Here is a 24,081-nt window from a genome sequence, read left to right on the forward strand (position 1 = left end):
AAAACTTAGCAACTAAGAACCTTAGTATCTTTTTTTTAATTATTCAATTTTATAAATCCTCCGTCAATCGGATAATCAGAACCGGTTATAAATCCGGCTTCATCACTGGCTAAAAACAAAGCCAAAGTAGCAATTTCTTCCGGTTTACCCATTCTGCCTATTGGCTGTGATTTAGATAATTTATCAAAAATTTCAGCCTCATTGCCCGGATAATTTTTAGCTATAAATCCATCTACAAAAGGCGTATGAACACGAGCCGGCGAAATAGAATTACAACGAATATTCTCGTTGATATAATCTTTTGCAACAGATAAAGTCATTGACATCACCGCTCCTTTTGCCGTTGAATAAGCAAAACGATCCGGAATTCCAACCCATGAAGCAATCGAAGCCAGGTTTACGATAGCACCTCCACCCGACTTACGAAATTGCGGAATAGAAGCAAACAAACAGTTGTAAACTCCTTTTACATTCACCGCCATAATTCGGTCAAAATCAGTTTCCGAAGTAGTATCTACCTTGCCTACATGTGCTATTCCGGCATTATTAACCAAAACATGAATATTTCCTATTTTCTCAAAAGTTGCCACCACCTCATCATGCTGCGCCACATTACAGGCATGAGCAAACACTTTTCCGCCCTGAGCCGTAATTTCGTCAACAGTACTTTGAGCACTTTCAGCAGTTAATTCTAAAATATGAACCTCAGCTCCCTGCTTTGCAAATAAAACTGAAATTGCCTTTCCTATACCGCTTCCGCCTCCGGTGATAATTGCTTTTTTATCTTTTAATGAGAACATTTTAATGTAGTATTAAATTATTAAAAATGATTATAATCTTTAAGAACAACAAATTTATGAATAAACAACTCGTATTCAAGAGATAATATTGTTTTAATTTTTTTCAAACCAAAACAAACTAAAACACTAAAAACCAACTAATTGATTTTTAACAAATTGTCGTAAATCAAGAAAATAAAAATACTACTCAAGCCAAATACAAAGTAATTCAATTTTATCCTTATCTAATTATTATTTATCTTTGACCGCCTATGAAACTTGAAAAAACGAAAATATCGCCTTATCTCAATAGTCCCATTTCTGTACTCTTCCGGGAAGAACCTTTCTTTCAGGCTCCTTTTCATTCCCACCCCGAACTGGAACTGGTGTATGTAAAAGAAAGTTTTGGAAAACGAATTATTGGTAATTCTGTTACTAATTTCGAATCAGGAGACATGGTTTTTCTGGGTTCAGACATTCCGCATGTTTGGCTGAATGATGAAATTTACTATCAAAATATCAACAAATTAAAAGCAAAAGCGATTGTTGTTTATTTCAACAAAGATATTTTTGGCACTGCATTTTACGAATTAAAAGAGGCAAAAAAAATTAACAGTCTTTTTGAAAATGCTAAAAAAGGATTAGCCATTACGGGAAAAACCAACAAACTAATCGCTAAAAAACTAGAACAATTAGTTGAAAAACAAAACTTTGAAGTTATTTTGGGGCTTTTTGAAATATTGTCAATTTTATCCGAAACCAGCGATGTCAATTTTATCAATACCGAAAGCTACACAACAAACCTTGATTCATATAAAAAAGACCGTCTGACCGATGTTTACCAATACATCAAAGAAAACTATAAAAAAGAAATTTCATTAGACGAGGTGGCACAAATTGCCAACCTCACCCCTACTTCTTTTTGCCGAATGTTTAAATCAAAAACCAAAAAGAATTTTATTGAATACCTCAACGAAATACGCATTTCAAACGCCTGCAAACAACTTATCGAAACCGATATGAGCATCTCGGAAATAGCATATAATTGTGGCTATAAAACGGTTTCCAACTTTAATAAATTATTCAAAAAAAACACAGGAAACACTCCTAAAGGATACAAAAACAAAATTGCCGAATAATCAAAAACCGGTTAAAATCCTCAATAAATTGCATAAAAAAAACTCCGAATCACTTCGGAGTTTTTATTTATAATCTGAAATTGAAATTTTATTTAATCAATTCAATTTTCTGAACGTCTTCTTCATTAATACTATCAAAGAATCCCTGCTCATTCATCCAGTCATCACTAAAAACTTTACTCATATAGCGGGAACCGTGATCCGGAAAAATAGCAATTACATTACTGTTAGCATCAAACTCCCCATCTTCTGCATATTGCTTAATAGCCTGTAAAACTGCTCCTGAAGTATAACCCACAAACAAACCTTCTTTTCGGGTAATTTCTCTGGCAGAATGCGCACTTTCCTCGTCAGTAACTTTCATAAATTTGTCAATTACATCAAAGTCAGTTGCAGATGGGATTAAGTTTTTCCCTAAACCTTCAATTCTGTAAGGATAAATTTCTTCGGTATCAAACTCTCTGGTTTCGTGGTATTTTTTCAATACAGAACCAAAAGCATCAACTCCTAAAATTTTAATATTTGGATTTTGTTCTTTCAAATATTTAGCTGTTCCGGAAATGGTACCTCCTGTTCCGCTACAGGCTACAAGATGCGTGATTTTACCATTAGTTTGTTTCCAAATTTCCGGTCCTGTTGTATTGTAATGTGCATCGATATTCAACTCATTAAAATACTGGTTAATATAAACCGATCCTTTTGTTTCTTCATGCAATCTTTTTGCTACACTGTAATAAGAACGCTCATCATCAGCAGAAACATGCGCAGGACACACATACACTTTTGCTCCCATACTGCGAAGCATATCAATTTTATCTTTTGATGATTTAGAACTTACTGCCAAAATGCAATTATAGCCTTTTATAATGCTTACCATAGCCAAACTAAAGCCGGTATTTCCAGAAGTAGTTTCAATTATAGTATCGCCAGGAGATAATATACCTTTTTTTTCTGCTTCTTCAATAATGTACAAAGCAATCCTGTCTTTTGAGGAATGTCCCGGATTAAACGCCTCTACCTTAGCATAGAAATTACCTTCTATATTTTCAGTGACTTTGTTTATCTTGATAAGAGGGGTATTTCCTATCAGTTCTAAAACATTATTATAAGCATTTATTTCTTCTTTCATAAAAAAATAGTTAATCAAGATTAAGTTTTATTTAACCTGGATACGCCGCAAATTTAACAAAAAAAAACTAATTACTTTTTAATTTTTTCTAAATCTAGTAAAAAACTAAATTCTTTTGCTAATTCCTTCAGTGCTTCAAACCTTCCCGAAGCCCCGCCATGTCCGGCATCCATGTTCGTATCTAAATACAAAACAGTAGCATCATTTTTATACATTCTTAACTTCGCAACCCATTTGGCCGGCTCCCAATACTGTACCTGAGAATCATGCAAACCTGTTGAAACATACATATTGGGATACTGTTGCTTTTTGATATTATCGTAAGGCGAATACGATCGCATGTATTGATAATATTTTTTCACATTTGGATTTCCCCATTCATCGTATTCTCCTGTTGTCAAAGGAATACTTTCATCCAGCATTGTCGTCATTACATCCACAAAAGGCACCTGAGCAATCACCCCATTATACAATTCAGGGGCTTCATTAATAATTACTCCCATCAACAATCCACCTGCCGAACCACCCTCAGCATACAAATGTTCCGGCGAGGTATAGTTGCACTCAATTAAAAATTTGGAACAATCAATAAAATCAGTGAAGGTATTTTTCTTGTGCAATAATTTTCCATCCTCATACCAATGCCTTCCTAAATCTTCGCCTCCGCGAATATGAGCGATGGCATAAATAAAACCTCGGTCTAATAACGAAAGACGTGTTGAAGAAAAATAAGCATCCATCGAATGTCCGTACGAACCATAAGCATACAACAACAATGGATTTTGACCATTTTTCTCCACTTCTTTACGATAGACCATCGAAATCGGAACTTTGGTTCCGTCTTTGGCTGTCGCCCAAAGTCGTTCTTCTTTGTAATTATTTTTATCAAATGCACCTCCTAAAACTTCCTGTTCCTTCTTGATTTCCTTTTCTTTCGTACGCATATTGAAATCAATTATCGAAGAAGGCGTTGCTAACGACTGATAACTGTAACGCAAAATTTCAGTTTCAAAATCCACATTAGTCGAAGTAAAAGCCGTATAAGTTTCGCTGCCAAAAGGCAAATAATACTCTTCTTTTCCGTCCCAGGACCTAATTCTAATTTTATTCAATCCTCCGGTACGTTCTTCCAACACTAAATAATTAGCAAATATTTCAATATCTTCCAATAAAACATCTTCACGATGCCCGATAATTTCCACCCAATTTTCAGCCGAAGTAGCATTTTCAGGTGTTTTCATCAACTTAAAATTATCCGCCTCATCTTTATTGGTTAAAATATAAAAACTATCCTCATAATGATTAAGACTGTACTCTACTCCTCTTTTTCGCTTCTGAAAAATTTTAAATTTCCCATCCGGATTATCCGCATTTAAAATACGAAACTCCGATGTCAAAGTACTTCCCGATTCAATAGCCAGATATTTTCGGGATTTTGACTTGGAAATATCCACATTAAAAGTGTCATCTTTTTCAAAATAAACCAATTCATCGGCTTCCTGAGGAGTTCCTAATTTATGTTTGAAAACAGAATCCGAACGCAAGGTTTGTTCATCCTGTTTCGAATAAAAAATCGTCTTATTGTCATTAGCCCAAACTGCCGAACCGGTTACTTTCTCAATTTTGTCTTCCAAAATCTCATTGGTTTCCAAATTCTTTACCTGAATAGTATAAATCCGTCTTCCGATAATATCCGTGCTAAAAATAGCCAGCTTATTGTCCGGACTGATACTCATACTTCCCAGTTTAAAATAGGCCTGACCTTCGGCTAATACATTACAATCAAACAGGATTTCTTCAGGAGCTGAAAGACTTTCTTTTTTTCGGGAATAAATTGGGTAATTTTTCCCCGTTTCATAGCGGGTGATATAATAATAGCCATTATACAAATACGGAACCGACTCATCGTCTTCCTTAATCCTCGCTTTCATTTCCTCGTACAATTCCTTTTGAAATTCCTGCGTATGAGCCGTCATTTTTTGATAATATTCATTTTCCTGATTCAGATAATCAATCACTTCAGGATTTTCACGGTCGTTTAACCAATAATAATTATCAATTCGAAGATCTCCAAACTTTTCTAATTCGGCAGGGATTATTTTAGCAACAGGCGGTTGTAATTTTTCTATCATCTAGTAATTCTTCAGATTTTTCTAAAAGCTGGCACAAAAATAGGCGAAACCATTTCGAATACTAGCAGCTTTTTCATCAATTTTAACATTGTTATCCCCGTAAAAATAGTAATTTCGTCAACTAATTTTAAAAAAAATAAAAATGGATTTAATGGGAATGATGGGTAAACTGAAAGAAACCCAAAACAAAATTGAAGCTACTAAAAAACGTATGGATACCGTTCTTGTTGACGAACAAAGCACTGATGGCTTATTGAAAGTAACCATTACTGCCAACAGAACCATAAAATCCATCTCCATTGCTGACGAATTATTGGAAGATAAAGAACAACTGGAAGATTATATGATTTTAGTACTGAACAAAGCCATTGAAAAAGCTACTAAAATAAACGAAGCCGAACTGGATGCCGTGGCAAAAATGGATATGCCGATGATTCCGGGAATGGATAATCTTTTTAAGTAAAAAAAGTTATGAGTTGTGAGTTATGGGTTATGAGTTTTTTGCAACTTAATAACCCATAACTCACAACTCATAACTCAAATTACATCTTCGACAAGATCTCAATCACATAAGTATGCATTACTTCACGGTAATCCAAGTGCGTTACGATGCGTAATTTTCGATTGCCGATTGCACTGATAGAAATATTTTTCTGTTTTAATTTTTCAACAAATGCTTCTTCGGAATATTCAGGTGCAAGTGTAAAAATCAAAATATTCGTTTCAACGGGTTCGATGGATTCCACCCATGATTTTTTCTTCAAAACATTGGCTAATTCTTTAGCACGCCTGTGATCTTCCGTCAATAATTTGATATTGTTTTCCAAAGCATACAATGCTCCGGCTGCCAAATAACCCGATTGACGCATAGCTCCGCCTAAAACTTTCCGAATACGCAAAGCACGCTTCATAGTTTGTTTATCACCTAATAAAACAGAACCTACCGGCGCTCCCAAACCTTTGGAAAAACAAACCGAAATAGTATCAAAAATGCGTCCGAAGTCTTTAGGGTTCTGTCTTTTGGCTACCAAAGCATTCCAAATTCTGGCTCCGTCCAAATGCAATTTCAAATTATTCGCTTCGCAAACTTTCTTAATTTTTTCCAACTCTTCCATTTCATAACAGGCACCTCCACCCATATTGGTTGTATTTTCCAAACAAACCAAAGAAGTCAGCGGACTATGAAAAAAATCGGGATTATTAATAGCTGAAGCAATCTGATTAGCCGAAATCATGCCTCGGTTTCCATCCAATAAACAACAACTAACACCACTATTGAAAGAAACACCACCGGCTTCAAAATGATAAACATGAGCATATTTATCGGCAATTAACTGTTCACCGGGTTGGGTATGTAATTTAATCGCGGTTTGATTAGCCATTGTTCCCGAAGGAAAAAACAAACCGGCTTCCATTCCGAAAACAGCCGCCACCCGGTCTTCGAGTTCATTCACTGTGGGGTCTTCCTTATATACATCATCGCCCACCTCAGCACTGAACATATATTGTAACATTTCGTAGGACGGTTTGGTAACCGTATCACTGACTAAATTTATTTGCATTCTTATATTTTTTTAAACAGACTCTCTTGTAGTCCCTACGTGATTTTTTTTCTATTTTTGTGCGACAAAATTACATAATTTATGACAACTACCGAACAAATTAAAGGTATTGTAGAACGCCTTGGTGCGTTGAGGAGGTATCTTTGACGTCGATGCCAAACTTATCGAAATAGCCAACGAAGAAGAGAAAACCTTTGCTCCGGATTTTTGGAACAACGCCAAAGAAGCCGAACTTATTGTAAAAAATCTCCGAAACAAAAAAAAGTGGATTGAAGATTATGACAAAGCGGTGGCTTTGACTGAAGAATTACAACTAGCTTACGACTTTTACAAAGAAGGTGAACTTTCTGCCGAAGAACTGGACGAACAATATGCAATTACCGAAAAACATATTGAGGCTATTGAATTCAAAAACATGCTTTCGGATGAAGGAGACAGTTTAAGTGCTGTTTTGCAAATTACAGCCGGAGCCGGCGGAACCGAAAGTTGCGACTGGGCCTCGATGCTGATGCGTATGTACATGATGTGGGGCGAAAAATACGGTTTCAAAATCAAAGAACTGAATTATCAGGAAGGCGATGTTGCCGGAATTAAAACCGTAACATTGGAGTTTGAAGGCGATTATTCATTTGGTTACCTCAAAGGCGAAAACGGTGTGCATCGTTTGGTGCGTATTTCTCCTTTTGACAGTAATGCCAAGCGTCATACATCGTTTGCTTCTGTTTATGTTTATCCATTGGTTGATGATAGTATCGAAATTGATATTAACCCTGCCGATATCGAAATTACTACTTCCCGTTCCAGTGGTGCCGGAGGACAAAACGTGAACAAGGTAGAGACTAAAGTACAGCTGTATCACAAACCTACCGGAATCCAGATTCAGTGTTCCGAGACTCGTTCGCAGCAGGACAACAGACAGCGTGCCATGCAAATGCTTCGCTCGCAGTTGTACGAAATCGAACTGAAGAAGAAACAGGCACAACGCGCCGATATTGAAGCCGGAAAAATGAAAATCGAATGGGGTTCACAAATTCGCAATTACGTGATGCAACCTTATAAATTAGTCAAAGACGTGCGCACCGGTTACGAAACCAGTAACGTAGACAGCGTAATGAACGGTGAAATTGACGAATTCCTGAAAGCCTATCTGATGATGATGGGACAGAAGGAAGAGGAATAGTTTTCAGTGGTCAGTGATCAGATTACAGAAGGCAGTAGCAGAATGCAGATTTTAAAAACATGTATTCTGCTACTAAATTCTCCTCTCGCAACCCATAAATCTTAACCCACAACTCACAAAAATGCCCGAGTATTTCTTTGACCAACATTACCACAATATCCGCTACGGTCAGGAAGCTCTCAATCTCAAAGAATTTGAATCCTGCACTTTTAGCAATTGTAATTTTTCCGATTGCAATATGATAGGTGTTACTTTTATGGATTGCCAATTCAACAACTGCATTTTAAATCAGACCAAAACCAACCATACGGCTTTTCGAACGGTCTATTTCAATAATTGCCAAATCCAGGAAGTCAATTTTGCTATGAGTGACAAACTCATTTTCGAAATGCACTTTGACCAATGTACCTTGGATTTTTCCAAATTTTACGCCTTAAAATTGAAAGGCATCACTTTCAATAATTCCAGTCTGATAGCTGTCGATTTCATGGCTGTCGATTTAACCGCTGCAAAATTCCACAACTGCGATTTGTACCGCGCTGAATTTGAAAAAGCCAATGCTTCCAAAGTTGATTTCTCAACCAGCCGCAACTACACCATCGACCCTGAAAAAACCAAACTCAAAAAGGCAAAATTCGCTCTCGAAGACGTAAAAGGTTTACTAGACAAACATGGTATTGTTGTGGAATAAAATTTCAAGAACAATTTATTTGTAAGAATTTTTATTTTCACCAAGTATTAAGTAAGAATAATTTTAATATATTTGAAATAAAATCAAATATTTTGAAATGAAAAAAGCAACCTTATTCTTCCTACTTAATTTAATACCTGCTCATAATTATTCACAGGACATAAAAAACAATACAGATATCATTAAAAAAAACATACAAATTGATCAACCAACCACTTCGTTAACTGTAGTTCTGGATAAAGCTGTACAAGGAGTTGGGCCTAGCGGAATTATTGGTCATGGTATTGCTTCCAAAGATATGATTAGCACAGAAGAACTTAAAGGCTATCCAAAAATGAAAAATATTCCGGATTCTTTGAGTAACATCAAAGAGTATCTTTTCATTTTGAATGATTTTCAATTTTATTATCAAAATTACAAACAAGGCATTTACAGTAAAGATTTTTTCATGCAAAAAGCAATCAATAATAAGAAAAATCTAAAGGACACGATTTTTCTAACAGGTCAAAAAGTTAAAACCACTATATCTGTTCTGGCAGGCTATACCCCTAACAATTCTATTGTATATATAATTGACTCTAATAATAACGATGACTTTTCAGATGAAGCCGCCAACACATTAGTATCTAAATTATACAAACAAGATGATATCATTGAACATGCTCTAGCGGTGGACATAGAATATTTTGATGGAACTACAATAAAAAAAGACAAACAACTCATTACTGTTGAAAAAAGTCTTTCTGATAAAGATTTAGCTTTAATGTTTAAATTTCCTCAATTTAAATATGGAAAAGTACAATTAGGAAATGATTCCTACTTAATCATTTCTGAATCTTTCAATAGAAATCAATCAATTTTCCTTGTAAAAGACCAACCTTATTTTGACAGAATTGATAGAAAACACGAAATCAAACCTAATCAATACTTAAAAATAGATGATAATTATATCCAATATACTCCATTAACACAAAATTTAAGTAAAATAAAATTAACTATAAGTCCAAATGAACAGGACAATAAAACAATGCCAACAGCCAACCAAGTTGATATGATTGCTCCTAATATTAGCGGTGTAAATGCCCTTAACAACACCGAAATATCTTTAAAAAAATACAGAGGAAAATATGTTTTTCTTGATTTTTGGAGTACTTCGTGTCCCCCTTGTATAAAAGAGTTCCCAAAAATAAAAGAGGTTTATGATAAATTCAGTCATAAAGATCTTGAAATTATAGGAATTGCCGATGTAAGAGGAAAAATTGACATTAATAAATTCATTATTGATCAAAATGTAACTTGGCCAACTATTGATGAAAAACATCCAAAAACAATCAGTAAAGGTTATCAAATCATTTCTTACCCAACCTCTTATTTAATTGATCCAAACGGAAAAATTATCGCAACTGATTTGAGAGGTGATGATTTAAACAACAAATTAGAGTTTTTGAAATTAGAGAAAAAATAGTTTAATAACCAACAAACCAAACTTCTAACCATGAAAAAACTACTTCTTCCACTTGTATTTATTGTATTTGCTTGTACTACTAAGAAAAATTTAAATGGCAACGAAGATAAAGGTACCGGTGATACCCGAACCAAAGCAGTAGAACTTCTGGATAACAACACTTACTTACTAACCGAACAAAGCGATGATAAAACCTATGGCTTCGACAAATCCAATCCTATAAAAGTAGGTGGTGTAAAAACCAATGAAGGACCTGTCAACGAAAGAAGGTTTCTAAATGCCTTATTTGGGCCTGGAAATAAAAAAATGACTTATTTCAGAGCCGGAAGTTGTTGTGCTTTTAAAACCCCTAATGGTTATATCAACAACGTGGGATTGCTTGACAGATACCGAGTAACTGAAATTGGCAGCAAAGATACATTAGACATTTATATCAATATGTATGATACCGGTGATTTGAAAATCCCTGTTGGTTTGAAAGCAAAAGTGAAAAAATAATCCCTTAAATAACTTAAAACTTGTATTCTATCATTATTAACTTCAAATCACACCAATGAAAAAAATTACACTTTTAATATTCATATTCCAATTCGCCATTAGTTATCCTCAATATAGCAACAAAACTGAATTACAAGAAAGAATTACTCAATATTCAGACGAAACAATAAAACGAGAACGAGATAATAGATACTATACAGAAGAAGAATATAAATTAGTCAATGATTTAGAAACAACAACATTTAAAAACTTGGCTAATCCAAATGAGACCAGTGAACTTTCTCTATTTTTAAAACAAAACTTGACCTCGGACGATTTAAAAAAAATCAACTTCAATCAAATCACTTCTTCATTCAGCTACAAATTAAATCCTTATAAATTAGACAACTATGATTACACAATTAGACTAACTTTTGAGATAGGTAAAGACAATAAAGCTCAAAACATAAAAATTCAAACAGGTAATGCTGATTTTAATAAACAAATAAAAAATGTATTCAAAACATTTCCTTTAGAAAAACTAAATATTGATACCGAAAACAAATCTGCAATAATTAGTGTTCAATTATTTTGTAGGGAAAACAAAAAAACAATAATAAAAGCAAGTACAAATGCAGTTTATGATATCACTCCATCTCTTAATGAATGTCAAAATTTAGATTACAACAAACGTAATAGCTGTTTCTATAACGAATTGAATAAATACATTTTGAAACATATATCTTTAGAAGCAATTTCCAAACAAAAATTAAAAGGAGAAATTTCGATTTATCCAAGATTTTCAATAGATACTAATGGAAAAATATTTAAGGTAAATTCAATTGCTCCAAATACTATCATTAAGAATGAAATTGACAGAATTATTCAATCTTTTGACAAAAAAATAATACCAGCCAAAAGAAATGATACTACAAAAGAATATTTTTACGAAACCAGCTACATCCTTTTTATTGAAAAAACCTAAATAAACAAAAAAATGAAAACTATATTAACCATACTTTTTGCAACACTATTAAGTTTTTCAGTAAAAGCACAGGAAATTACCGGACAATGGAATGGGGTTCTTAATGTTCAGGGAATGCAGTTAAGACTCGTTTTTCATATTACAAAAACAACTGACAGCTTTACGGCCACAATGGACAGTCCGGATCAAAAAGCCAACGGAATTCCTGTAACAAAAACTACTTTTGAAAAGCCGAAGATAAAATTTGAAATTGCAGCTATTAATATGGAATACAATGGCGAACTAAAAGAGCAGGAAATCATTGGTGTTTTTACACAAAACGGTCAGCAATTTCCTTTAAACTTATCCCGAAATACAATAGAAAAAACAGCTTTAAAAAGACCTCAGGAACCCGCAAAGCTCTTTCCTTATTACGAAGAAGAAGTAACTTTTTTAAATCCGAAAGCCAACATTTCTTTGGCTGGAACTTTAACATTACCTAAAAAAGAAGGCGTTTATCCCGCAGTGATTTTGATTTCAGGAAGCGGTCCTCAAAACCGGGACGAAGAATTAATGGGACACAAACCTTTTTTAGTGATTTCTGATTTTCTAAGCCGCAACGGAATTGCCGTTTTAAGATATGACGACAGAGGTTTTGGAAACTCAAAAGGTGATTTTAAATCGGCTACCACAGCTGATTTTGCAACTGATGTTGAAAGCGCTTTAGCCTATTTGAAAACCCGAAAAGAAATCAACACAAACCAAATTGGCTTAATTGGTCACAGTGAAGGCGGTGTTATTGCCCCAATTGTGGCTTCAAAATCCAAAGACGTCAATTTTATTATTCTGCTTGCAGGAACCGGAATTCCCGGAAATGAATTATTGCTGTTACAACAGGAAAAAATCGCCCATGTTTCCGGTATTTCAGATGCTGAAATACAAAAAGCAACAGCCAACAACAAAACCCTTTTTGATTTAATAGTACATTCGACTGACAATGAAAAATTGAAATCGGATTTGAGAGCTGAATTGAACCAAATAATCGACAATGATACTGCTGCGAAAATTCCAAACGGTATAACCAAAGAAAAATATATCGATGAAAAACTCAATCAGCTTATTTCACCCTGGATGCTTTATTTTATCAAATCCAACCCCGCAACTGTATTGGAAAAAGTAAAATGTCCGGTGTTAGCGCTTAATGGTGAAAAAGATACGCAAGTTCCTTATAAAGAAAACCTAACCGCTATAAAAAATGCTTTAGCTAAAGGAGGAAACAAAAAACTGACAGTTAAATCATTTCCTAATCTGAATCATTTATTTCAGGAATGCAAAACAGGTTCTCCTGAAGAATACGCAACCATAGAACAAACATTTGCTCCTGTTGTTTTAGAAGAAATGCTACAATGGATCAAAACACAAACGAAATAGCCCATAAACACTTCGAACACAAAAGCACTTTCCTCCCTTAATTTTGGATTAAATTAACAAAAGTACGTCTTTAGTACTCAACATTTTTGAGTACTTTTGTCGCACTTTTATATCAATCTAATCCCATAGAAATGGATAAAAAAATCTACGCTTTTTTGTTTTCTACCCGCTTAATGGCTTTTCTTTTTCTGGCTTTTGCAGTAGCAATGGCAACAGGAACTTTCATCGAAAGTAAATACAATACCGATACCGCCCGAATTTGGATCTACAACACCTGGTGGTTTGAGGGGATTATGGTCATTTTTATGATTAATTTTTTAGGAAACATCAAGCGTTACCAATTGTGGAAAAAAGAAAAATGGGCGAGTTTACTGCTGCATTTGGCGTTTATTTTAATTCTGTTGGGAGCCTTTATTACCCGTTACATTAGTTTTGAAGGCGTGATGCCTATTCGCGAAGGCGCAACAGAAAGTCAGTTTTATTCCGACAAAACTTTCCTGACTATTTTTGTAGATGGTGAATACAAAGGCGAAATGAAACGTCGCACATTTGAAAAAGCGGTGCTGCTTTCTCCGGTAACCAACAACAATTTCTCGGTTTCGGGACAATTTGCCGATACTCCTTTTGAAGTTAAATACAAAAATTACATTTTAGGAGCTAAAGAATACATCAAACCCGATGCGAACGGAACTTTATATATGAAATTGGTCGAAGCCGGTTCAGGCGGTCGTGAGGAACATTTCCTGAAAGAAGGTGAAGTACAAAATATTCACAACGTACTTTTTGCCCTGAACAAGCACACCGATGGAGCCATCAACATCACTTTTGACGGAAAAGATTACACGATTGAAACCCCTTTTGAAGGAAACTTTATGCGAATGGCTGATAAGTTACAAGGCTCCGTAAGTAAAGACAAAGTGGAACCATTGATGATGCGTTCGCTATACAGCATTGGCGATATTCGCATCGTTTTCCCTGATCCTGCCGTTCGAGGAACTATTGATTATGAATCTAACAACGATTTTAAAGCCAAAAGCCACGAAGATGCTTTGGTAGTAACTATCAATGCCGAAGGTCAACAAAAAGAGGTAACATTATTGGGTTCAAAAGGAAAAACAGGCGAACCTAAAACGGTTAAAATTGGCAACATCGAATACTCTTTATTCTACGGAAGTAAGGCTTATATTTTGCCATTCAAAATAAAATTGAACGATTTTATTGCTCAAAAATATCCCGGAACCGACAAAAGTTATTCGGCTTTCGAAAGTAAAGTAACGGTTTTGGATTCTGCCGAAAAACCATTCGATGCGAGAATTTATATGAATCACGTTTTGGATCACCAAGGCTATCGTTTTTTCCAATCTTCCTTTGATCCGGACGAAAAAGGAACAGTGCTTTCGGTAAACCACGACTTCTGGGGAACCTACATCACTTATGCCGGATATTTTATTTTATTCTTTTCATTAATGGCGATTATGTTTACGAAACATTCCCGTTTTGCCGATTTAAAACGCAAACTGGAAGTGGTTAAAGAGAAAAAAGAAAAACTAATTACGATTTTAGTGCTATTCCTGAGTTTCAATGGTTTTGCACAAATGCAGGATCACGACCATGACCATGAAGGACATGACCACAATCATGAGCATACTGAACAAGAACACAATCACGATCACACTCATACCGAAAATGCTAAAACAGGAAAAATGCATGTAAGAGTGGCTCCAACGGAAAAACAACTGGATTCGTTGATTACTAAATACAAAGTTTCCGAAAAACACGCCGCTCGTTTTGGCCGATTGATTATTCAGGATGCCGGAGGAAGAATGAAACCGATCAATACGTTTTCTTCTGAATTATTGCGAAAAGTAAGTCACGCTAACGAATACAAAGGCATGAATTCCGATCAGGTATTTTTATCGATGTCGCAATACGGACAACTTTGGGTTGAAGTGCCTTTAATCTATATCAAAAGCGGAAATGACAGCATCCGAAAAATTATTGGTATTGATGCCAAAGCTAAATATGCGCCTTTCATTGCTTTTTTTGACGAAGAAGGAAATTACAAATTATCACCTTATTTAGAAGCGGCTTATCAGGCGGCCAACCCGAATCAGTTTGAAAAAGATTTCGTAGAAACGGACAAAAAAGTCAATTTGATGGAATCAGCTTTGAGCGGAAATATCCTAAAGATTTTCCCGATTCCGAATGATCCAAACAACAAATGGATTTCATTCAACGAAGTGGAAAAATCAGGACTAAAAGGCATGGATTCAACTTATACCAAAAGTGTTTTGCCATTGTATTTTGGTTCTTTAACCAATGCTTCCGTTTCCGGTGAATATAAAAATGCGGATGAATTATTAGAAAGCATTCACGGTTTCCAAAAGAAATTTGGCGCTGAAGTAATTCCATCGGAAAGAAAAGTCGATTTAGAGATTTTATACAACAAATATGATGTGTTCCAAAAATTGCCGTATTGGTATTTAACCGCAGCGATTTTGATGCTTTTGTTTACTATTATCAAAATTTTCAAAGAAAACAAAGCTTTGAATTATCTGGTAAACGGTATGCACATCGTCATCGGCTTATTGTTTGCGCTGCATACCGCTGGACTAATTGCGCGTTGGTACATTTCAGGTCACGCGCCTTGGAGTAACGCTTACGAATCCATCGTTTATGTTTCCTGGGCAACGATGTTCTTTGGATTGGCTTTTGATATCAAATCGAAACTAACGGTTGCTTCTTCCGCTTTCGTAACAGCGATGATTTTAATGGCAGCTTACATGAACTGGATTGACCCGGAAATTGCCAATCTGCAACCGGTTTTAAATTCCTATTGGTTAATGATTCACGTGGCGGTTATTGTGGCAAGTTACGGCCCATTTGCATTAGGATTTATACTTGGTTTTGTTGCCTTGTTGTTAATTTTCTTTACCAATGAAAAAAACAAAGCCAAAATGAGTTTAAACATCAAAGAAATCACTTATATCAACGAAATGTCCTTAACTATCGGATTGATCATGTTGACTATTGGAAACTTTTTAGGCGGACAATGGGCTAATGAAAGCTGGGGACGCTATTGGGGTTGGGACCCAAAAGAAACCTGGGCTTTGATTAGTATTATGGTGTATGCTTTTGTAATTCACGCCCGTTTTGTTCCTGCTTTAAGAGGTAAATGGATTTTTAATCTGATGAGTATGTTTGCTTTTATTTCCATTTTGTTTACCTATTACGGAGTAAACTTTCACTTAGTAGGATTGCATTCCTACGCCAGCGGAGAAGCGCATTCCTTAAACTGGATTTATTATTCTATGGGAACTATTGCCCTTATTGGTGCTCTTACCTACCCAAAATATAAAAAGCATTACAAGAAAAATAAAAAATAATTTAGATTTCTAAATCATTAGAACCACAGATTAAACTGATTTCGACAAAATAAATTCTTGTCATTCATTATAAGCTGTGGTTCTTTTATTTTCAACAAAATATAATCGCTATACTTTAGTTATTTAATTAGGTTTTCTAACAAATATTAGAATTCTGTACTTAAGTTTTTTTGTTAATTTTACCCTTATGATTAAAGTAAGCATTATTGGTTCGGGAAATGTGGCACAGCATCTTATCAGCACATTTCAAAATTTAGAAAATTCGGGCAATGAAATCGAATTGTTTCAGGCTTTTGCCAGAAAAAAAGAAAGCTTAATTCATCTGCTTCCCGAAAATAAAATCGTCACCAATTACAACGCTTTAGGAGAAGCTGATTTGTACATCATCGCCGTTTCTGACGATGCTATCGCTGCGGTTTCTGACGCACTTCCGTTCAAAAACCGATTGGTAGTTCACACCTCCGGAAGTATGCCTTTTAACATTTTGAACAACAATAACCGAAAAGGCGTTTTCTATCCTTTGCAAACTTTCACCAAAGGAAAAGCAGTCGATTTCACAGGCATTCCAATTTGCTTAGAAAGCGAAAACGGCACCGATTACAAAGTGTTGGAAAAAGTAGCCCGGGCTATTTCAAATAAAGTCTTTGCCATCAATTCCGAGCAACGAAAGGCCTTGCATGTAGCAGCGGTTTTTGTGAATAATTTTACCAATCACCTCTTCGCAGTCGGAAATGAAATTTGCAGAGAAAATAAAATTCCTTTTGAGATTTTAAAACCCTTAATGGAAGAAACGTTCCGCAAACTGGAAACACTTTCCCCGAAAGAAGCTCAAACCGGTCCGGCCATTCGTAATGACCAAAAAACCATTGCGGCTCACGAAGCTTTTTTAAAAGATAAAAATCAATTAATCGTATATAAAACCCTAACACAATCCATACAAGACAATGGCAAAAAGTTATAAAGAAATCATGAACGACATCACTACTTTTATTTTTGACGTAGATGGCGTTCTAACCGATGGTTCCGTATTTGTAAACAACGAAGGCGAAATGTTACGAACCATGAATATTCATGATGGTTATGCCATGAAAGCAGCCGTAGAAAGCGGCTACAATGTATGCATTATTTCAGGCGGAAGCAACGAAGGCGTTCGTGTTCGCTTACGTAATTTAGGAATTAAAGACATTCATTTGGGTACTCCGGATAAGGTGGAAACTTTTGACGAATATATAGATTTACACCAAATTAAACAGGAAAACATTTTATACATGGGCGACGATATTCCGGATTATCAGGTAATGCAAATCGTTGGTTTGCCAACCTGCCCGCAGGATGCCTGTCCGGAAATCAAAGGGATTTCCAAATACATTTCGCATAAAAATGGCGGAAAAGGGGCCGTTCGTGACGTAATCGAACAAGTTATGAAAGTTCAGGGCAAATGGATGGTAAACTTTGACGGGAAACACGATTAGATTGCAGATTTTAGATTTTTGACTTTAGATTTCAGATTTTTTTAAAACTAAAGTAAAAATAGATTTCTCAACCATCAACCATCAACAAACAACGGACAACTCATAACCCAAAACTCATAACTCAAGGATGAACCTCCTCAATCTCATTCGATATAAAAACGTATTAATGCTGGCTTTTATGCAGCTGGTTTTCAGATATGGTTTTTTAAAATTACAAAAAATCGATTTGGCGCTGGCTGACTGGCAATACGTACTGTTGGTTTTGAGCAGCATATTAATTATGGCGGGCGGTTATGTAATCAATGATATTTTTGACCAATCTACTGATTCCATCAACAAACCCAATAAAGGTATTGTTGGCAAATTTATTTCGGAGGCCAAAGCTTATAATATTTATGCCTTCTTAACAATTTCGGGAGTTGCAATTGGATTTTATTTAGCCAATGTAATTATGCGTCCAAATTTTGCCGCCATTTTCGTTTTCATTGCAGCAACACTTTATATTTATGCTACGAGTTTGAAACAAATGCTGCTCATTGGCAATATTGTTGTGGCTTTGTTATTGTCGGTAAGTGTATTGATTATTGGAATTTTTGATATTTTTCCGGCAACCGATAGGGCTAATCAAAAAATCATGGGAAGCTTATTTTCAATACTTTTAGATTATGCTATCTTTGCTTTTCTGATTAATTTTCTTCGCGAAATTGTCAAAGATTTAGAAGATTCAGAAGGTGATTCTAAACAGGGAATGCGCACCCTGGCTGTTGTTTTAGGCTCAAAAAAAACAGGCAAACTACTTTTTCTAATCAGCTTCGCTCCTATTCTTGCGTTACTTTATTATACCAATAGTTATCTGATTCCAAATCATTTAATTCCGGCTACGATCTACAGTTTACTTTTTGTTTTGGGACCTTTGCTGTATTTTAGTATCAAAATTTGGAATGCACAATCAAAAACCGATTTTACGCATTTAAGTAAACTCCTGAAATGGATTTTATTTTTCGGAATTCTGTCTATTTTAGTTATCACATTAAACATACAAAACCATGCTTCGTAATAAACTCAAAAACTATCAAATCATTCTCGCTTCGGGTTCGCCGCGAAGGCAGCAATTTTTCAAAGATTTGGATTTGGATTTTGAAATTCGCTTAAAAGAAATTGAAGAAATTTTTCCTCCGGAATTAAAACGCGAGCAAATTACCAATTATCTCGCCGAGCTTAAAGCTGCAGCATTTGATGGCGAATTAAAAGAAAACGAAATATTAGTAACCAGTGACACTCTGGTTTGGCATAACGAAAAATCTTTGGGAAAACCAAAAGACCGCAACGAGGCTTTTGAAATTTTAAAATCCTTATCCAATGTCACTCACGAGGTAATTACTTCGGTTTGCTTTAAAACCAATTCAAAAACGGAAGTTATTTACGAAATAACGAAAGTTACTTTCAACGAATTAAGTGACGAAGCCATTGATTATTATATCGAAAATTACCAACCTTTTGATAAGGCCGGAGCTTATGGCATTCAGGAATGGATTGGTTTTATTGGGGTTTCTAAAATCGAAGGTTCTTATGCCAATGTAATCGGGCTACCGGTTGACAAAGTGTACCAATATTTGAGTAACTTAATCTAAAAATTGACAAGATGCATTTTTTCGAAGATCACTCCAATGAATTAATCATTAGCGGAGTATTAGTTCTGATTATCATTGTTTTACGAATTATTTCTACAAAATTAGTACGCCGATTTGCTAAATCTTCTGATCGTATTGAACACCGAACCAATCTGGTTATAAAATATATTCATCTCCTGATAAATATCTTAGCCTGCATTGGGTTCATAATTATTTGGGGAGTACGCCCTAAAGATATTGTGCTTGCGGTTTCATCCATTGCAACCGTTGTAGGGGTGGCTATGGTTGCCCAATGGTCAATTTTAAGCAATATCACTTCGGGAGTGATTTTGTTTTTTTCCTTTCCTTTTAAAATTGGCGATACCATAAAAATTTTGGATAAAGATTATCCGATTGTAGGCGAAATCGAAGACATCTCGGCGTTTTACGTGATTTTAAAAAGTACCGATGGCGAACAGGTGATTTATCCCAATAATCTTTTGTTTCAAAAAGGAATCTCAATTGTACATAATTTTGAAGAAGAAAAAGAATTTACCGATTAACCTCACTTTTCAGCAATAAAAAAAGTGGCTGCTTACTGATTAATAACTAATTAATCAGTATATTTATAAAAAAGAACCGGATTTTTTAATTTAATTTTTTTAAGTATGAAAAAACTAAACTTTTATTTGACAGCCTTATTCCTAACATTAAGCGTGCTAACAACTCAGGCGTATGCCACGGAGAAAAACCCGGCAACAACACCAAAAGAAGTTCCTGCCAAAGTACAAACCATGTTAAATCGATTAAATGAAATTAAGGAAATGGACAAATCAAACTTGTCCTCTTCTGAAAAAAAAGAATTACGAACCGAAGTTAAAACCATCAAAAAGAATTTAAAAAAATCAGGACAGGGTGTTTATTTATCCGTTGGAACCATAATTATCATCCTTCTTTTATTGATATTATTACTTTAAAAATCAACAAAATAAACCCAATAAATTAAGCCCGTCAGTAACAGACGGGCTCTTTTTTTAGTTGTTAATTACTCTTAAACCACATTTTTGGCACAATAATTGGCTTCTGATAACTAAAGTTGAATGTTTAACCTAAAAAACAGAAATCATGAAAACTTTAAAATTAAGCATCGCAGCCATTGTATTATTCATAGCCACCTCAACCACACAGGCACAGGTTTCCGTAAATGTAAATATTGGTACACCTCCAGCCTGGGGACCGGTAGGATATGCTAATATTGATTATTATTACTTACCTGACATTCAAACTTATTATGATATCCGACTTTCCCAATTTATTTATTTCAACAACGGAAGATGGATTTATTCCAGATATTTACCAGGACCTTACAGACATTATGATTTGTATCGCGGTTATAAAGTAGTACTAAACGATTATCACGGCAGAACGCCTTATAAATATTTTAAAGCCCACAAAGCAAAATATTACAAAGGTTATAAAGGAAAACCTCAAAAAACAATTGGGTACAGAAACTATAACCACCATGATTATCACAAAGGGAACAAACACCACAATGACCACTGGAATAATCACGGACACAAAAAACATTAAATATTTTAATCTCTAAATACTAAAGAAACGCTAATAGCGTTTCTTTTTTTTAGGCTTATTCAAAAAGTTAAAAAAAAGTTAAAAAAAACAATACTGGCACGTTAATTGGAATAAACATAAAAAAAATAAACCTCAAATTTTAAAACTAATAAATTATGAAAACTCTAAAATTAATCATTGCCGGATTCTTACTTTTCATAAGTAGTAATTCTCAGGCTCAGGTAGCTGTAAATGTAAATATAGGCACTCCTCCTGCTTGGGGTCCTGTAGGATATTCTAATGTTGAATTTTATTATTTGCCTGATATCGAATGTTACTTTGATATTCATTTATCACAGTTTATTTATTTTAACAACGGAAGATGGGTTCGTACCAAATACCTTCCAAGACCTTACAGAAACTATGATTTATACAATGGATACAAAGTTGTCTTAACCGATTATCACGGAAAAACACCTTACAAATATTTTAAAACACATAAAGCAAAATATTACAAAGGTTACAAGGGGAAACCTCAAAAAACAATTGGAAACAGACAGGATTATTACCACAGTAATAAAAATCACAAATCAGACAAAAAACAACATCATGGAAATAACGGCCATGGTAACGGAAATAAAAAACACTAATTATTTCCCTTTAAAAATAAAAAGAAGCGCATTAGGCGTTTCTTTTTTTAAACCTTAAAAAAGTTAAAATAAAGTTAATAAAATATTTTTGGCATAGTACTTGTTCTTTAACCTAATACAAGCAAGAATAAAAAAATAAAAAGCCCCCAAAATAACTTTAAAAAAACAGAAATCATGAAAACTTTAAAATTAATTGCCACCGGAATCATTTTATTTGCAGCTGCTACTACTTCTCAAGCTCAGGTTTCCATAAATCTAAACATAGGAACTCCTGCCGTGGTAGTAAGACCAGCCTGGGTACCTCAAAATCATGTAAACGTAGATTTCTACTATATTCCTGAAATCGAATCTTATTACGACATGAGAGCCGGATTATATGTTTATTTAGACAACGGAAACTGGTGTCGCACAAGATACGTTCCGGTGCGTTACAGAAATTACGATTTGAGTCATACCCGTCGAATTGAATTAAGAGGGTACCACGGAAGTCGTCCTTACACTTACTTTAACAACCACAATGTGAGATACGACAACCATTATTACAATAAAAGATATGTAGAAAGTCGTCGTTACGATAATCGTTATGACAACCGTCGTTACAACAACCGTTATGCCGACAATTACAGAGATAAACACGACAGAGGAAACCATTACGGACACAGAAATCGTTAATAATTTTCAAGCATAAACTACAAACCATCTCCATACCATCGGGATGGTTTTTTTATGCACTTATTCTTGCATACTCATACCCTAAAACTTCAACAGATTTTGTATTTTAGCCCGGCTCATTATTTGCATAAAAAATTACAACATGGATTTGAACTTCAACAAAAACGAAGACCACAACAAACTTTTACTTTCAGACTTAAGACAAAAATTTACCAAAATAAAATTAGGTGGCGGAGAAAAACGCATTCAAAAATTACATGCCGAAGGCAAAATGACCGCTCGTGAGCGAATCGATTATTTATTGGATGCTAAAGCTGAAAGTATTGAAATTGGGGCTTTTGTTGGAGACGGTATGTACAAAGAGCACGGGGGCTGTCCTTCTGGCGGTGTGGTTGTAAAAATTGGGTACATCAAAGGCAAACAATGTATTGTAGTTGCCAATGATGCCACTGTAAAAGCCGGAGCCTGGTTCCCCATTACCGCCAAGAAAAACCTGCGTGCTCAGGAAATTGCGATGGAAAACAAAATTCCGATTATCTATTTGGTTGATAGCGCCGGAGTTTATTTGCCTATGCAGGATGAAATTTTTCCAGACAAAGAACATTTTGGACGCATTTTTAGAAACAATGCCATTATGAGCAGCATGGGAATTACACAAATTTCGGCCATCATGGGCAGCTGTGTTGCCGGAGGTGCCTACCTACCTATTATGAGTGACGAGGCTATTATTGTTGATAAAACTGCGAGTATCTTTCTGGCGGGAAGTTATTTGGTTAAAGCCGCCATTGGCGAAACCATCGACAATGAAACCTTAGGTGGTGCCACAACTCATTGTGAAATTTCAGGTGTAACCGATTATAAAGCTAAGGATGACAAAGACGCCTTAGATAAAATAAAAAATATCGTTGATAAAATTGGCGACTACGAAAAAGCCGGTTTCAGTCGAATTAAAGCCGAAAAACCAGCTTTGGACACTAACGAAATCTACGGTATTTTACCAAAAGCCCGAAGTGAACAATACGATATGAAGGAAATTATCCTTCGATTGGTGGATAATTCAGAATTTGAAGCTTATAAAGAAGGCTACGGACAAACTATCATTACGGGTTATGCCCGAATTGATGGTTGGGCAGTAGGAATTGTGGCCAATCAACGTAAAGTAATCAAAACAAAAAAAGGCGAAATGCAGTTTGGAGGTGTGATTTATTCCGATAGTGCCGACAAAGCCACTCGTTTTATTGCCAATTGCAACCAGAAAAAAATTCCTTTGGTTTTCCTTCAGGATGTAACCGGATTCATGGTTGGTTCCAAATCGGAACAAGGCGGAATCATTAAAGACGGTGCCAAAATGGTAAATGCAGTGAGTAATTCGGTTGTTCCAAAATTCACAGTTGTGGTTGGAAACTCTTATGGAGCCGGAAATTATGCGATGTGTGGAAAAGCCTATGACCCAAGACTAATTGTTGCCTGGCCAAGTGCTGAACTAGCCGTTATGGGTGGAACGCAGGCCGCAAAAGTTTTGGCACAAATTGAAGCTTCTGCTTTAAAATCCAAAGGAGAAACCGTGGATGAAGCCAAAGAATCCGAATTATTCAATAAAATAAAAGCAAGATACGACGAGCAGGTTTCGCCCTATTATGCAGCTTCCCGTTTGTGGACTGATGCAATTATCGATCCACTGGAAACCCGTAACTGGATTTCGATGGGTATCGAAGCTGCCAACCACGCTCCTATTGAAAGGCCTTTTAACTTAGGCGTAATTCAAGTATAAAA

At 35.3% G+C, this 24,081-nt stretch carries 23 protein-coding genes; 19 read left to right on the forward strand and 4 right to left on the reverse strand.

The features are described 5' to 3' along the window. Nucleotides 1-35 precede the first annotated feature (35 nt). A complete protein-coding gene (locus H599_RS0116305; RefSeq protein WP_026715105.1) occupies nt 36-800 on the reverse strand; it encodes an SDR family NAD(P)-dependent oxidoreductase in 765 nt (254 codons plus the stop codon). 251 nt (nt 801-1,051) lie between these two features. On the opposite strand from H599_RS0116305, the gene H599_RS0116310 reads away from it, so the two are divergent. Next, nucleotides 1,052-1,918, forward strand: a complete 867-nt coding sequence (locus tag H599_RS0116310) for an AraC family transcriptional regulator (protein WP_026715106.1) — start codon at nt 1,052-1,054, stop codon at nt 1,916-1,918. Nucleotides 1,919-2,006: 88 nt separating this feature from the next. Here H599_RS0116310 and H599_RS0116315 read toward each other — a convergent pair whose 3' ends face one another. After that, entirely contained in the window at nt 2,007-3,047 is a 1,041-nt protein-coding gene (locus H599_RS0116315) for a PLP-dependent cysteine synthase family protein (RefSeq protein ID WP_026715107.1), read from the reverse strand. A 71-nt stretch (nt 3,048-3,118) separates the two neighbouring features. Further along, nucleotides 3,119-5,179 (reverse strand): S9 family peptidase, encoded by a 2,061-nt coding sequence (locus tag H599_RS0116320; RefSeq protein WP_026715108.1) that lies wholly within the window; start codon nt 5,177-5,179, stop codon nt 3,119-3,121. Nucleotides 5,180-5,321: 142 nt separating this feature from the next. On the opposite strand from H599_RS0116320, the gene H599_RS0116325 reads away from it, so the two are divergent. Further along, a complete protein-coding gene (locus H599_RS0116325) occupies nt 5,322-5,642 on the forward strand; it encodes a YbaB/EbfC family nucleoid-associated protein (RefSeq protein ID WP_026715109.1) in 321 nt (106 codons plus the stop codon). Between the two features lie 79 nt (nt 5,643-5,721). Here H599_RS0116325 and H599_RS0116330 read toward each other — a convergent pair whose 3' ends face one another. Further along, nucleotides 5,722-6,741: a threonine aldolase family protein gene (locus tag H599_RS0116330; protein ID WP_026715110.1), complete on the reverse strand. Its 1,020-nt coding sequence runs from the start codon at nt 6,739-6,741 to the stop codon at nt 5,722-5,724. Between the two features lie 81 nt (nt 6,742-6,822). On the opposite strand from H599_RS0116330, the gene prfB reads away from it, so the two are divergent. From prfB to H599_RS0116415, 17 genes are all read left to right on the forward strand, one after another. Then, a protein-coding gene (gene prfB / locus H599_RS0116335) for a peptide chain release factor 2 (protein WP_155960807.1) occupies nt 6,823-7,921 on the forward strand; the annotation gives its coding sequence in 2 pieces (ribosomal slippage) (nt 6,823-6,885 and nt 6,887-7,921; 1,098 coding nt in all). A gap of 121 nt (nt 7,922-8,042) precedes the next feature. After that, nucleotides 8,043-8,612: a pentapeptide repeat-containing protein gene (locus H599_RS0116340; RefSeq protein ID WP_026715112.1), complete on the forward strand. Its 570-nt coding sequence runs from the start codon at nt 8,043-8,045 to the stop codon at nt 8,610-8,612. 97 nt (nt 8,613-8,709) lie between these two features. Beyond that, nucleotides 8,710-10,077 (forward strand): TlpA family protein disulfide reductase, encoded by a 1,368-nt coding sequence (locus H599_RS20430; RefSeq protein WP_051590781.1) that lies wholly within the window; start codon nt 8,710-8,712, stop codon nt 10,075-10,077. 30 nt (nt 10,078-10,107) lie between these two features. Continuing rightward, nucleotides 10,108-10,575, forward strand: coding sequence for a hypothetical protein (locus H599_RS0116350; protein WP_026715113.1), 468 nt, complete (start codon nt 10,108-10,110; stop codon nt 10,573-10,575). A gap of 55 nt (nt 10,576-10,630) precedes the next feature. Then, entirely contained in the window at nt 10,631-11,539 is a 909-nt protein-coding gene (locus H599_RS0116355; protein WP_026715114.1) for a hypothetical protein, read from the forward strand. Nucleotides 11,540-11,551: 12 nt separating this feature from the next. After that, entirely contained in the window at nt 11,552-12,949 is a 1,398-nt protein-coding gene (locus H599_RS0116360; protein WP_026715115.1) for an alpha/beta hydrolase family protein, read from the forward strand. Between the two features lie 131 nt (nt 12,950-13,080). After that, nucleotides 13,081-16,335, forward strand: coding sequence for a cytochrome c biogenesis protein CcsA (gene ccsA / locus H599_RS0116365; protein ID WP_026715116.1), 3,255 nt, complete (start codon nt 13,081-13,083; stop codon nt 16,333-16,335). Nucleotides 16,336-16,522: 187 nt separating this feature from the next. Continuing rightward, on the forward strand, nt 16,523-17,296 hold the full coding sequence (locus tag H599_RS0116370) for a Rossmann-like and DUF2520 domain-containing protein (RefSeq protein ID WP_026715117.1): 774 nt from the start codon (nt 16,523-16,525) through the stop codon (nt 17,294-17,296). Next, nucleotides 17,280-17,807 carry a KdsC family phosphatase gene (locus tag H599_RS0116375; RefSeq protein WP_026715118.1) on the forward strand — a complete coding sequence of 176 codons (528 nt, stop codon included), beginning with the start codon at nt 17,280-17,282 and terminating at the stop codon, nt 17,805-17,807. Before H599_RS0116370 ends, H599_RS0116375 begins: the two co-directional genes overlap by 17 nt. 127 nt (nt 17,808-17,934) lie before the next feature. After that, the gene (locus tag H599_RS0116380) at nt 17,935-18,864 is read left to right on the forward strand and encodes a geranylgeranylglycerol-phosphate geranylgeranyltransferase (protein WP_081810591.1); all 930 of its coding nucleotides are present in this window, start codon (nt 17,935-17,937) and stop codon (nt 18,862-18,864) included. Continuing rightward, a complete protein-coding gene (locus tag H599_RS0116385; RefSeq protein WP_026715120.1) occupies nt 18,854-19,438 on the forward strand; it encodes a Maf-like protein in 585 nt (194 codons plus the stop codon). Before H599_RS0116380 ends, H599_RS0116385 begins: the two co-directional genes overlap by 11 nt. Before the next feature lie 11 nt (nt 19,439-19,449). Further along, nucleotides 19,450-19,980, forward strand: coding sequence for a mechanosensitive ion channel domain-containing protein (locus H599_RS0116390; RefSeq protein WP_026715121.1), 531 nt, complete (start codon nt 19,450-19,452; stop codon nt 19,978-19,980). Between the two features lie 105 nt (nt 19,981-20,085). Beyond that, nucleotides 20,086-20,394 (forward strand): hypothetical protein, encoded by a 309-nt coding sequence (locus H599_RS0116395; protein WP_026715122.1) that lies wholly within the window; start codon nt 20,086-20,088, stop codon nt 20,392-20,394. Nucleotides 20,395-20,542: 148 nt separating this feature from the next. Beyond that, entirely contained in the window at nt 20,543-21,007 is a 465-nt protein-coding gene (locus H599_RS0116400; RefSeq protein WP_026715123.1) for a hypothetical protein, read from the forward strand. 155 nt (nt 21,008-21,162) lie between these two features. Next, nucleotides 21,163-21,636 (forward strand): hypothetical protein, encoded by a 474-nt coding sequence (locus H599_RS0116405; protein ID WP_026715124.1) that lies wholly within the window; start codon nt 21,163-21,165, stop codon nt 21,634-21,636. Between the two features lie 174 nt (nt 21,637-21,810). Further along, complete coding sequence (locus H599_RS19965; protein ID WP_035141800.1) at nt 21,811-22,308, forward strand: hypothetical protein; 498 nt, start codon at nt 21,811-21,813, stop codon at nt 22,306-22,308. 142 nt (nt 22,309-22,450) lie between these two features. After that, entirely contained in the window at nt 22,451-24,079 is a 1,629-nt protein-coding gene (locus H599_RS0116415) for an acyl-CoA carboxylase subunit beta (protein ID WP_026715125.1), read from the forward strand. The last annotated feature ends 2 nt before the right edge of the window (nt 24,080-24,081 follow it).

Source organism: Flavobacterium daejeonense DSM 17708 (assembly GCF_000425425.1).
GTDB classification, from domain to species: Bacteria; Bacteroidota; Bacteroidia; order Flavobacteriales; family Flavobacteriaceae; genus Flavobacterium; species Flavobacterium daejeonense.